The organism is Eubacterium multiforme (assembly GCF_030813415.1).
GTDB lineage: Bacteria > Bacillota > Clostridia > Clostridiales > Clostridiaceae > Clostridium > Clostridium multiforme.
The window spans coordinates 329,670-342,870 of sequence record NZ_JAUSUF010000002.1; the positions used below are offsets into that span (position 1 = coordinate 329,670).

Genomic DNA, 13,201 nt, shown 5'->3' on the forward strand with positions numbered 1-13,201 from the left:
CTAAAATTTTATTTATTTTCTCTGTTACTCCTATGTTCATCTTGTTTTACTTTTTTAAATCTATCTAATATAGTTTCTCTAAAAGCTTTTGTTAAGCCATCAATTGTATTATCTTTAAATAATCTATTTGTTTTTATATTAACTTTAAATATTTTAAATTGATATTTATTATCTATTTTTGCTATAACTATTTCTTCATTATCAATTATGTTTAATTCTAAATTTACTCCTACTTCTTCTGCTTCTTTAATTAATATTGGCGCAACCTTTCTTTCTTCATCCATATTCCCCGTTTCTCCTCTTAATATTGCCAATAACCCTTCTTGAAACTCTTTTTTCTCCATAAACACTTCATCCTTTCCCCTAACGTATTATATTACCATTATTTTTCATTTATTATGAATTAATTTCAATATTTCCGTTCCCAAACATTTCGACAAAATTTATTATTAAACACATAAAATATGTAGCATTGGCAAAAGCGTATTGTCACTGTATATTGTATATATCAAATGTTTTTTTCATTTAACCATTTTAATTTTTGTTGCAATACATAAATATCTCTCACATAATCATCTTCTCTATTTTTTAAAAATGAAATCTCCCTTTCATTATTTAAAACTTTATCAATTAATATATCAATTACAACTCCTATTTTATGGCTCTTTTTTTCATGAATAAAGTTTTTAAGTTTTTCTTCGTCAGACATTTTATTAAGAATTTTTTCAAACTCTATATAAGAATCTTCCTCATAATCTATATAAGGTATTATATAAGTATTATCCTTATTTCTACTTAAGTGAGATTTCATTTCTTCTTCATTATCTGCATCTACACTAATTACATCTTCTAATAAAATATATCTAACTTTATAAGAATTGATAATTTCATAATTTAATACATCATTATAATTAAACTTCATAAGTGATGTATGATGACTTTTTAAAACTCCACCTTGAAAATACAATATCATATTTTGGCAATCTTCTAAATCTTGAAGAGTATGAATTACAAATACTTTATTCTCTTTATCTTTTGTTTTATAAATAACATTATCTATAAAATTTTTTACGGTTTTTTCATTATGTTCTATCTCAGTCGCTGCTCTTTTTAAATCTAATATCATAAGCACTTCATCCTTTTTATAAAATTTATTAATATATTAACTTTTAAGCTTTGAAATTTTTAATAATTAAAATTATAAATTCATTCTTTATTTTTGTCAATAACTTTTAATTATATCATATAATATCAGTTTTTTAAACTTATTTTATTAAAAAAAGAAGCTATTAAATAGCTTCTAACTTATACCATATTCATTTAATTTTTCTTCCATATTACTCTCTAAATCTTTCTTAGAAATATTATATTTTTTTTCAGTATCCTTTAACTTACTCATTATTAATAAAAAATAACTATTAATTTCTCCTGTATCATCTAAATTTATAGAATATTGTTCTAATGAATATACATAATTTTCATAGTTTTCTTTCAATACTTTTGGAACATTATCTTCATTGCTTTTTGCAATATCTATTCCTTTAATAATTAATTGTTTTGCTTCTAATTGTGATTCATAATTATTTAAATTTTTTAATATATTTAATAATCCTCTCGCATATGTTGCATAAGATGCTTGAAAATTTGAATCAAATTTCAAAATTTTATTTTTTTGATACTTATAATTAATACTAAAAGCTAAAGCAATAATTATAATGCTACTTATTACTGCATATACTATCTTATTCTTTTTATTGAGTATTTTTTTACTTAACTTCTCATTTTTACTTTCGTCCATTATTTTATGTCCCCCTTATAATTGAAATACTTTTAAAGTATATGTAAATTTATACACAATTGAAATATTTATCAAGTATTATTTACTTTTTATTTATATAATTCACTATTTGTATTTTTATTAGAAGAACTTAAATCCAATGAAAGCTGCCAAATGTATTATGGAACTTGAAAGAATATGGGGAGTTAGGAATGGTAGTGCTGGTAAAGTTAAAATTTTAGAGCGACATAATGTCGTTCCAAATCAAAAAACTATAGCAGATAATCTAAATATCACACCAAAACAGTTACAAAGATATAAAAAACTAACTCAATTAATACCAGAACTTCAAGATATGGTTGAAAATGATAAATTTATTATATAAACTATTTCAATAAAATAACAAAAATGTTAAGATTAGATATAAGGAGGTAACTATCAATGAAAAAATTACTATTAACTACTTTAACTTTTATTATAGTCGGATCGCTACTTGTAAGTTGCACCAATAAAACAAGCAATAATAAAAATTCTAATTCAGAATCAACTAAACAAGAAGCTAACAACAATACTAAACAATCAAATCAAAATACTAAAAAAGAAATATATAAAACTAATACTGACACCAAAGAAAATTCTTCTAATAAACCTTTAAACTTAATTAGAATAAATATGGTTGATTCTGCTGACACTTGTCGTGAGTATTGTTTTAAATCTTTAGGTGCTTATTCTACAAATAAATTAAAATATTCCTCTAAAAAAGATACTTATATAGCAGGCTTTCTTGTAGGGGCTAATCCATTAAAAACTTCTAATATTAAAAATTTTAAATATAATAAATTAATTGCACCATTTGGACATATTAAGTATCCTAATTTTCTTAAATTAGAAAAAAATGCGATTCCAGCATCAGGTTCAGGATTTACTTTTAAAGATTTAAATAACAAAATAAATTTTCATTTTGGTTGTCACGAGCCCTATCCTAGTATAAATGGTACTGGTAATCGAAATATAAATGATGTTTATAAAACAATGACTAATACATCTATAGAACAATTTAAAATTACATACAAAGCAAAAGGTAAAGACTGGGCATGTGTATCTTCTGAAAAAAATGATATAATTTCATATGATTTTGTGAAATTAAGTAAAGATTTAGAAGTATATTTTGGTTATTCTTATCATAAAAAATATGAGAAAATTTTTGATAATATAATACAAGAAACATATAAAAGTTTTAATACTGAGAATAGTATAAAAAATTAGTTCCATAATTTAATAATATGATATAATACAGAAAAGGAGAAATTTTTAATTGTAGTTAGATGATACGGTAATATCATCTAACCCAATTCTTATACTATTTTATTTATGTATTTCTATAAATATTTTAATAATAGTATAAAGTAAGTTTATCACACTTGTTATTAATGTGATAACTATAATCATAAAATTAAGTTTTGTATTATTAATTTTACAATTATGTTTTCTCCTTTTCTTATTATTTTTCAAGGTTGTTAAAGGCTCATACGTCCACTTTAAGATGTATGAGCCTTTAATAATATAAATATTTCTGAATTGTAGAAATCCTCTCTATGTAGACTTTAAGCAATAATAAATACTATATCAAAAATAAAAGTCCAATATTCTAGGAGTTATTTTTTAAACTTATTTTCACCTATATTTCTCAATAATATATCTTTTCCTAAATTTAACTATCCCTTAATGTCGGTAATTTTAACCTACACATTGAGATATATCCCTGATTGTCGGTTCTAATTATCTCTAAATTACTGTTAAACATAGGGAGATGAGATAAATAACCTATATTGTATAGATAAAATAGCAAGTTTTTTGGATTTATACCGACATCAAGGGATAATTAATAGATAAAATATCGAGGCTTTATGAGTAAGCGACATAAAGGGATAGATAAATAAAAGAGAAAAAATAAGACCTGAATAATTAAATCCAGACCTTATTAAAAATTATAAAAAGGAGATTTAGTGTATTTGTATCTTAATGCTCTCCAATTTTATTAAATTATATATAACTATTCTATATTAATAAAATCATTTGCAAATTCTAATGTTCCAATAACATCACTATCTTGATAATGTCCTTTTATCCAACTTAATACGTTAAAACCTTCAAGTTCTAAATTTCCATTTAAATTTATTACAAATTCATTTACCTTATTTGAAGTGTAAAACATACTATTTTGATAACTATTATCTGGATATTGTAACACTTTCAAAAATATTTTAAATGTACTTTCTAAAAATTCATTTATTTCTTCTGTAGTTACGCCTCTAATATTTATATCAAATAATATATTTTTATTGAATATCTCATCTAAATTATTAATATTGTATTCTAAATTTATAATCTTATTATAAATAAGATTATTTTTGAATTTTAAATTTATTAATTCTAAATAAATATAAAATATTCCTAAGTCTTCTAATATAGCATAATTCCCTTCTTTTAATATTGATATATTAGGCATTATTAGTTTTAAATAATTAAACAATTTATCTATATCTCTTAATGAATAATTTTCTATAGTTAAAATTTTAATCAAAATATCAAAAAAATTTTTTGAATTGTTATATTCATTTTTTATTTCGTTAATTTTATCTATTATATAATATTTTTTATCAACTAATGGCAATCTATATTCTAGATCAAAAAATCTCCTCAAATATCCATTTGCATCCATACCTTGTCCATAAAGTGTTTTTATAGACTCTGACAATTGCTCTTTGTCTAAAGAAATTACAAAAATAAAGTTTTCAATATCAAATATATGTTTTATTGTTTCAAGTAATTCTATAGCATACTTCGGTCTACATCTATCTAATTCATCAATAAAAATTATAATCTTTTTATTGATTGATTCTTGAAAAGCCTTTAATTCTTTTTTTAATGATCCTCTTGAGTTTTTTGCAACAGCAACTTCATTAAAAGCTAATTCACCAATTTTATTACTAAGTTCTTGTAACCCTTCTTCTGTCAATTTATCTAATGTGATATTATCTAAAACGCCTTTAGTAATATATTTTAATGCTATCTGACCTCCGATTTTTAAAAATGGTTTAAATTTATCTTTACCTTTTTCTAAAATACCTTTGTCACTATAAGTTTTTTCATATATTTCTTTCTCAAATTCTGATAATAATGATACTATTGGATTATTTATATAATCATTTTCCCAAGCATTAAAGTACATAGTTTCAAATTTTTCATTATATAAAAATTGATTATCTTTATTTTTTTCAGTTTCAATCATATTCATCCACATATTAATAAAAGTTGTCTTACCTGTTCCCCAGCTTGAATCAATAGCTAAAACTTTTAAAGATTTATTATATTCAATTACATTCATCAAATTAATTGCTAATTTTTTTCTATTTAATTTATCTTCATTAAAACTTTGTAAAATACTCATAATGATACCTCCCTTATTAATTTTACCACTAAGTGTATATAATTCTAATAATATGTCTATTACTTAAAATAAGAGGAGCTTTCAAATGGAATTATTTGTCTTAGGATTATTTGCTGGTTTATTTTTATGTATATTAATATCTAGTTTATTGTATTGCTTATTACAATATATTAAATATAATTAATTATTAATATATATTTTTAATTCTTATTCTTTTAGTTATTTGTATAGCATTAATGTCGCCTTAAATGGTGCTATTAATGTCGTGTTTAAAATATTATACATAACACTACTGTCGTATCAAAAAACTCTTAAATTGCATAAATGTCGCATTAAAAGAGAAAAGGATAAAAAAATGGCAAGACTACTTAAAATAATCTTACCCCAACTGTTAATTATAATAAAAATATTTAACTTTATTATTTCTTAAATATGCTTATTATAATTAACCCCATCACAAATAAGCCTAGTTAATTATTGTCATAATTTAACTAAACCTTTTTATTGCTTATTTTAAAAAAGTTATATATAATATAATTATTCAGTGTTAGGTTGCATCTATATAGATGTACATTTAAGTGTTAGTATTTCGGACATACTAGCACTTTTTATTTTATTCCAAACCAAGCAACCTATTTTCCAAATTATCCCATTCTTCTCTACTTCTTTCCCTTTGAGTAAAATTATTAAATCTAAGTTCTTTTTTAGTATAATTAGTTTTCTTAACAGATTTATTTTTATTTACCTTTTCTTTTATTCTGTTGACTATTTCTTTAGATTTTTTAACTAATACAGTATAAACATTAGTTAAATGTCCCCTTCTTCTTTTGGATATAATATTATTTTCATATAGTTCTTTCAGATATCTTTGTATAGTTCTAACACTTCTATTCAATGCTTCTGCTAAAGTCTTTTGACTTGGGAAACATTCTAACTTATCTCCATAACAAATACTTGATATATAACTACCTAATCTATATGCTCCGTTACTTATTGGTGCTGTAATTAATTTATTTTGTATTACTGTATATCCTTTTATATATCCTTCCATTAATTACACCATCCTTCTTCTACTGCAATATTATGTGCATGTATAATTTCTGCAAAAGTTACTCTTATAACAAATTCTCCTCTTTCTACTTCTATAGTTTTACCTACATTTATATCTATTCCATATGTTTTTAAAATGGCTTTAAATTTACTACTTAACATACTTTAATCATCTCCTAATTAATTATTAACTTATCTATTTCTCATGTTTTCTAAAGGTGAAAATCTTCTATATTTTTGTCTAATATCTTCTGTAGTGATATCTAAGTATGCTTTCTCTGTAACGGTTACACTGCTATGCCCTAGTATCTTAGATAGCATAAATATATCTCCACCATTTAAAAGAAATCTTCTACCAAAATTATTCCTTAAAGTATGCGGTGTTATATTCTTATTTATCTTTGTTCTTTTTAGATAAATTCTAAAATTTCTCTCAAAGTTACTTTGAGTTAATAAACCATTCGTTCTTTGAGTTGGAAATAACAAATCATTTTCCTGTACTGAATCTTTATATCTTATCCATCTATTTAACAATGTTCCCATTCGATTACTAAAGAAAACATATCTATCTTTTTTCCCTTTGGTTACATCTGCACTTAAAAATATTGTTTTTCTAACAAGATCTATTTCATCAATCGTTAGACTTAAACATTCACCTAGTCTCATACCTGTGTCCATAATAAGATTAATTATTATATAATCCCTATATTCATGAAACTTTGTTATATTCAATGATTTAATTAATTTTTTATACTCTTCATCTGAAATTTGATCTTTAATTTTTCTTTTACATTTAATAAATTTAACATCTGAAATAGTATTGTATTTTATAAGATTATTGTCTTCACACCAGTTAAAAAACACCTTTATATTTCTTAAATAATTATTTAGTGTAGATGAAGATATCTCTTTTCCAATATCTCTTCTATTATTTTGATAAGTTTTATTAAGACTTTTTTCATCAGCTACATAACTATATTTACCTCTCTCTTTAGTGAATGTTATATACTCTTCAACAATTTCTTTCGTTACAGCATTAACATTAAAAATTTCTTTCTCTTCTTCAAGATACTTGGAGAATAATGTTAATGTTTGATAGTAACTTTTAATCGTTTTGGTAGATAATTCTTTATATCTGCAATAATCTATGAAATCTTGTATATAATATATAAATTCTTTACTTTTCTTAATTCTAGGCATAAAAAATACCTCCTATCTATCAAGTTTTAATAACCCAATAAATAGAAGGTATCTTATAATTTCTTAATATTAACTTTATCGATTTTAGTAACGAAATTTGACGCTTATTTTTGTAATGTTTATCGCCATAGCCTTTTTAACTTTCCCTCAACCACGCCATTTATGACACTTTATTTTTAAGGCGAAGCTTGTCAGCTATGATTGCGATAAATTCACTATTCGTTGGCTTACCTTTATCATTATGAATTGTATATCCAAACAGCTTATTTATAGCATCAATTTGTCCTCTACCCCAAGCAACCTCAATTGCATGTCTAATTGCCCTTTCAACTCTTGAAGCTGTTGTGTTATACTTCTTTGCAATAGATGGATATAACTCCTTAGTAACAGCTGATAGTAATTCCATATCATTAACAACCATAGTTATAGCTTCCCTTAAATACATATAACCCTTTATATGAGCTGGAACTCCTATTTCATGTATTATACTTGTAATCTCTGTTTCTAAATCAACAGGCTCTCCATATGAAATAGATGAATTATGAGAAATTGAATCATTACCTTTACTTACAATTGATGATCTATTAATTGTAGAATTTTTATTTACTCCAGTATTAAACATTTCTCTTATTCTCTTTGTAAATATATCCATATCAAACGGTTTTACAACATAATAATCTGCCCCAAGTGTAATAGCTTGTTGAGTTATTTTATCTTGACCAACGGCAGATAAAACTATAACTCTTGGCAGCTTTTCTAAATTCATATTATTTAATTTCTCTAATACTCCTAAACCATCTAAGTGTGGCATAATTATATCTAACACCACTAAATCCGGATTCCTTGATTCTATTAAGCTTAATGCTTCCCTTCCATCTTTTGCTATACCAGTAACGATAATATCCTTTTGATTTAACAAATAATCATTTAAAATGCTACAAAATTCCTTATTATCATCAGCTATAAGTACAGATATTTTTGAATCTTCCATTTGTTTCTCCCCTTTATCCATTTTATTGTATTACTACATCTACCCACAAAATTTATACTAGTTATAAAAAAGACTAAATCCCCTTTCATTTTTTATGTATTCGACATTAATAGGATAAATCCTCTTTATAACACAATAATAATTTTATTATTTAAATAGTTTGTAATATCTACTTTTAATATAGAATTTAATTCCCATTATTTGTAAATTATACACTATTTATATAATTTCGTCTACATTTTTAATAATATTTTTTAGATTTTCTTTATATTTTATAAGTTTTTTTATATTGAATATTCCTTAAAATTTATAAGTTTTTCTTCTAAAGGTTAAGGCAAGACATATTTTGTCTTGCCTATATATTATATCTATTTCTTAATAATCCCTGCATCTTCTAACATCCAATCTATATATATTCCATATCCTACATCTGGCTTATTTATAAGAACATGAGTTACTGCTCCTATTATTTTTCCATCTTGTATAATTGGACTTCCACTCATTCCTTGAATTATTCCTCCAGTCTTTTGCAATAATTCCTCATCTGTAACTTTTATAATCATACTTTTAGGACTCTTAGAATCTTGATTTAATTTTTTCACTATTTCTATATCATATTCTTTAGGGCCTTTTTCATCTATTGTTGTTATTATTTTTGCCTTTCCAACTTTAACTTCTTCTTTAATTCCTACAGGAAGTGGCTTTAAAACTTTATTTCTTGTAATAAATCTTTCCTGTGTTCCAAATATTCCACATTGGGTATTTTTGTGAATATGACCTATTGGATTATCCTCATTAGTAAAAATACCTTTTAATTCCCCTGGCATTCCTTTTTCACCTTTTCTTAAACTTATTACAGATGCTTCAAGTAATTCTCCTGACTTTACAGTAAACCTTGTATTTGTATCTCCATCTGTAATTGGATGCCCTAATGCTCCAAACTTTCCACTAGCTTCATCATAAAAGGTTAATGTACCAACGCCAGCTGTAGAATCTCTTATCCATAATCCTATTTTGTTTTCACCTTTTTCTTTTTTCATCTTTATAGTTTTTTCTATGTTTTTTCCTTCTCTATCAAGTGTTACATTTATAGTATCACCTTTAGTATTTTTTACTATATTTAATATTTCTTTTGTTGTATATACATTCTTACCATTAATTTTTATTATTACATCACCAAGTTCTATACCTGATATTTTTGCTGGACTTTCTATTTTTGAGTCATTAAAAATTAAATCTGAAAATCCAATTACTAAAACTCCATTTGAAGAAAGCCTTACACCTACACTAGTTCCACCTGGATATAATTTTAAATCTTTTACATTTTGTACTTCAACAGATTTAAGAGGAATTAATCCCATAAAACTTATATCTACACTATCTTCATTATAAGTAATCTTATTTAAAGGACTAATGTTATCAAATACAGAAGTAGTTTCTATTTCATTATTTGTATAAACCTTATCTGGCATATCTCTAAGAGTAAAGACAGCTATTAATACTAACATAAGTATTGATGTAACTAAGAAACTAATATGCTTTACAACTTTCTTTTTCATCTCTTCTCCTCCTTTGCCTCTGTTCTTAAGTTACCCTGAGTACATGCCATATATTCTATATTAACTTTACTATAATAGACAAATTTTTTAAAAACAAAAAAATAAAACCACAGAGTTACCGTAGTTTTATTTTTTCCATTTGTCACTTTATATATGTATTATAAAGCTTTTAATTCTATTTTTTTTTGAATTTGAATTTTCAAACATTTCTCTTACATTTTCCAATGTTGCATTAGTTACACTATCTCCACCTAACATTGTAGCTACTTGATATATTTTCTCATCTATTGATAATAATCTTATTTTTGTAAATGTTTTTCCCTTATTTACTTCTTTAGATACAAAATAATGATGATCTGATAATATAGCTATTTGTGGTAAATGTGTAATACATAACACTTGATGATTTTTTGATACTTGATACATTTTTTCTCCAACTCTTTGACCTACTTGGCCACTAATTCCAGTATCTATTTCATCAAAAATTAATGTTGGTATATCATCTTTATCTGCAAAAACACATTTTAATGCAAGCATTATTCTTGATAATTCTCCACCTGATAAAACTTTTTCAAGAGATTTTAATGGTTCTCCTGGATTTGTAGAAATCATAATAGTAACATCATCAAAACCTTTTTCGTTAAAGGTTTCTTGAGGCTCTATTAAAATTTTCATTTTTGATTTATCAAGTCCTACATAGGATAGTTCAGCTAAAATCTTATTTTCAAGTTCACCACTATAAGATTTTCTAATAGAACTTATTTTTTTACCAACATTTTTCATTTTGTTAAATATTTCTTTTGCTTTTTCTTCTAATTCTTTTATTATTTCTTCTGCATTTATTAGTTCTTCATATTGCTTTTTTAAATCATTATAATTTTCTATTACAGCTTCTATTGAACCGCCATATTTCTTTTTATAATTATTTATAACAAATAATCTTTCATTTATTCTTGAAAGTTCCTCTTCATCATAATGTATATCATCTGACATATCTCTAAGTTCTCTTGATACTTCTTCTATATTATAAAAAGATTCTTCTATTACTTCTCTTTTTTCTTTAATTTTAACTAGATGTTCTTCTATAGCTGTAAGTTCTGAAATAACCTTTGAAAGTGAATCTAAAACACTTGAAGATTCCATACCATTTAAGAAATTATAACTAGTACTTATTCCATGAGTTATTTTTTCTGCATTAGAAAGTATATTATATTCTTCCTTAAGTTCTTCTTCTTCTCCTATTTTTAGCTTTCCCTTTTCTATATCCTCAATTTGAAATTTAATATAGTCAACAAGTTTACTTCTATCTTTATTACCATCTATACTTTGTATCTTTTCTCTAGTTTTTAAAAGTTCTTCTCTTAACATTAAAAACTTTTTAAGCTCTTTAAAAATTTTTTCACCAATATAATTATCTAAATAGTTTACATGGCTACTTTTTTGAAGAAGACTTTGATTTTGATGTTGTCCATGAATATCTAAAAGTCTTTCTCTTATCTTTTTAAGTTGTGTTACAATAAGACTCTTGCCATTTACCTTTATAATACTTTTTCCACTTAATAGTGTTTCTCTTAAAATTATTAAAGTATCATCAAATTCTATTTCAAATTCTTCTAATATATCATCTAATTTGCTATCTTTTATATTAAAAATAGCTTCAACCTTTGTTTTGCTTTCACCAGTTCTAATTAAGTCTTTAGAAAATTTTCCACCTAAAACATAGTCTATAGCATCAATTAAAATTGATTTACCAGCACCCGTTTCTCCAGATAATATATTAAAGCCTTCTCCTAAATCTACTGAAATATCTTCTATTAGAGCAAAATTTTTAATATTTAATTGTATTAACATCTATATCACCTATAACTAATCGTTAATTCTTCTTTGTATTTCAGTTACAAGTTCCTCAGCACATTTAAGACTTCTAACTAAAATAAATATAGTATTATCCCCTGCAACTGTACCTGCTATATTTTCAAAATCTAGGCTATCTATAGCCTCAGCTGCTGCTGAAGCTCCACCTGTAAAAGTTTTGACAACAACTATTTTGTCAACATTTTCAACATGTACCACAGCATTATTTAATATATTTGTAAGTTTATCTGTAATATTTGATGATTCTTTTGTTGGAACAACATATTTGTATCTACCTGCAACTGATTGCATCTTTAAAAGTTTTAAATTTTTAATGTCTCTTGAAACAGTTGCTTGAGTAACATCAAATCCAGATTTTTTTAACTCTTCTGCAAGCTCTTCTTGAGTTTCTATATCTTTTTGTTTAATAATTTCTAATATTTTCTCATGTCTTTTTGATTTCAATGTACCTCACCATCTCATTCTATTATTTATTTAAAATTTTTGTCCTTAATACCTTAAAATAGTCATAGTCATCAAATTGTATTAATTTTGCCTCTTTTTCTGTTCTGCTTACTTCAATTATAGCCTTTTTACTAACCTTATAAACCTTTTGACCATCAACAGTTAAATAAACATCTTCCTCTTCATGAAAAGTTTTTATTGTTATTTTACTATCCCCTCTAAGTACCATAGTTTGCATACTTTTTGTATGAGGACAAATTGGAGTTATTAAAATAACGTCTAAATCAGGATATATAAAGGGTCCTCCTGCTGAAAAAGAATAAGCTGTAGAACCTGTTGGAGTTGCAATAATAAGTCCGTCTCCATTAAAGGATGTATAATATTTATCATCAACATAAATATTAAACTTAGTCATTCTAGATAATGTACCCCTTGCAATAACAATGTCATTTAAAGCTATCTGCTCATCATTTTTTACATTATTTACTTTGCATTTTAGGAGCATTCTTTCTTCTATTTTAAATAAGTTATTTTTAAGTTTAAAAACAGCCTTATCTATTTCTGATATATCAATACTACTTAAAAATCCTAAATTTCCGATATTTATTCCAAGTAGTGGTATATCTAATTTACTTGATATTCTTCTAGATACTCCTAAAAGAGTTCCATCTCCACCTAAAACAATTAATAGTTCTATTTCTTTTGAAATTTCATCACTATTTAATTCATATGTATTAAATATATCGATCTTTATATCACAAAAAGCTTTTTTTATTTTATCAATAACTAAGTTTAAAATAATACCTTCATTATCTTTAGTTTCGTTTATTGCAATACCTATGTATTTCATAAAC

At 24.5% G+C, this 13,201-nt stretch carries 14 protein-coding genes; 2 read left to right on the forward strand and 12 right to left on the reverse strand.

Annotated features, from left to right (window positions below; genetic code table 11):
- Positions 1–8: 8 nt before the first annotated feature.
- The 3 genes from J2S18_RS05745 to J2S18_RS05755 all read right to left on the reverse strand — a co-directional run bounded on the left by J2S18_RS05745 (position 9) and on the right by J2S18_RS05755 (position 1,798).
- The gene (locus J2S18_RS05745; RefSeq protein WP_307484413.1) at positions 9–344 is read right to left on the reverse strand and encodes a hypothetical protein; all 336 of its coding nucleotides are present in this window, start codon (positions 342–344) and stop codon (positions 9–11) included.
- 164 nt (positions 345–508) lie between these two features.
- Positions 509–1,126 (reverse strand): hypothetical protein, encoded by a 618-nt coding sequence (locus J2S18_RS05750; protein ID WP_307484416.1) that lies wholly within the window; start codon positions 1,124–1,126, stop codon positions 509–511.
- 174 nt (positions 1,127–1,300) lie between these two features.
- Positions 1,301–1,798, reverse strand: a complete 498-nt coding sequence (locus J2S18_RS05755; protein WP_307484418.1) for a hypothetical protein — start codon at positions 1,796–1,798, stop codon at positions 1,301–1,303.
- A gap of 139 nt (positions 1,799–1,937) precedes the next feature.
- On the opposite strand from J2S18_RS05755, the gene J2S18_RS05760 reads away from it, so the two are divergent.
- Together J2S18_RS05760 and J2S18_RS05765 are read left to right on the forward strand one after the other, a co-directional pair.
- Positions 1,938–2,162: a hypothetical protein gene (locus tag J2S18_RS05760; RefSeq protein WP_307484422.1), complete on the forward strand. Its 225-nt coding sequence runs from the start codon at positions 1,938–1,940 to the stop codon at positions 2,160–2,162.
- Positions 2,163–2,218: 56 nt separating this feature from the next.
- Positions 2,219–3,043, forward strand: a complete 825-nt coding sequence (locus J2S18_RS05765; protein ID WP_307484424.1) for a hypothetical protein — start codon at positions 2,219–2,221, stop codon at positions 3,041–3,043.
- 787 nt (positions 3,044–3,830) lie between these two features.
- Here J2S18_RS05765 and J2S18_RS05770 read toward each other — a convergent pair.
- From J2S18_RS05770 to J2S18_RS05810, 9 genes are all read right to left on the reverse strand, one after another.
- A complete protein-coding gene (locus J2S18_RS05770) occupies positions 3,831–5,228 on the reverse strand; it encodes a KAP family P-loop NTPase fold protein (protein WP_307484426.1) in 1,398 nt (465 codons plus the stop codon).
- A 613-nt stretch (positions 5,229–5,841) separates the two neighbouring features.
- On the reverse strand, positions 5,842–6,279 hold the full coding sequence (locus J2S18_RS05775) for a helix-turn-helix domain-containing protein (RefSeq protein ID WP_307484429.1): 438 nt from the start codon (positions 6,277–6,279) through the stop codon (positions 5,842–5,844).
- Positions 6,279–6,440 carry a hypothetical protein gene (locus J2S18_RS05780; protein WP_307484432.1) on the reverse strand — a complete coding sequence of 54 codons (162 nt, stop codon included), beginning with the start codon at positions 6,438–6,440 and terminating at the stop codon, positions 6,279–6,281. The genes J2S18_RS05775 and J2S18_RS05780 overlap by 1 nt, the downstream gene beginning before the upstream one ends.
- A gap of 30 nt (positions 6,441–6,470) precedes the next feature.
- Complete coding sequence (locus J2S18_RS05785) at positions 6,471–7,478, reverse strand: tyrosine-type recombinase/integrase (protein WP_307484434.1); 1,008 nt, start codon at positions 7,476–7,478, stop codon at positions 6,471–6,473.
- 160 nt (positions 7,479–7,638) lie between these two features.
- On the reverse strand, positions 7,639–8,469 hold the full coding sequence (gene spo0A, locus J2S18_RS05790) for a sporulation transcription factor Spo0A (protein ID WP_307484437.1): 831 nt from the start codon (positions 8,467–8,469) through the stop codon (positions 7,639–7,641).
- 368 nt (positions 8,470–8,837) lie between these two features.
- The gene (gene spoIVB / locus J2S18_RS05795; RefSeq protein ID WP_307484438.1) at positions 8,838–10,028 is read right to left on the reverse strand and encodes a SpoIVB peptidase; all 1,191 of its coding nucleotides are present in this window, start codon (positions 10,026–10,028) and stop codon (positions 8,838–8,840) included.
- A 147-nt stretch (positions 10,029–10,175) separates the two neighbouring features.
- Positions 10,176–11,879: a DNA repair protein RecN gene (recN, locus tag J2S18_RS05800; RefSeq protein ID WP_307484441.1), complete on the reverse strand. Its 1,704-nt coding sequence runs from the start codon at positions 11,877–11,879 to the stop codon at positions 10,176–10,178.
- A 15-nt stretch (positions 11,880–11,894) separates the two neighbouring features.
- On the reverse strand, positions 11,895–12,347 hold the full coding sequence (locus tag J2S18_RS05805; protein WP_307484443.1) for an arginine repressor: 453 nt from the start codon (positions 12,345–12,347) through the stop codon (positions 11,895–11,897).
- 22 nt (positions 12,348–12,369) lie between these two features.
- Entirely contained in the window at positions 12,370–13,197 is an 828-nt protein-coding gene (locus J2S18_RS05810) for an NAD(+)/NADH kinase (RefSeq protein WP_307484445.1), read from the reverse strand.
- Positions 13,198–13,201: the final 4 nt, after the last annotated feature.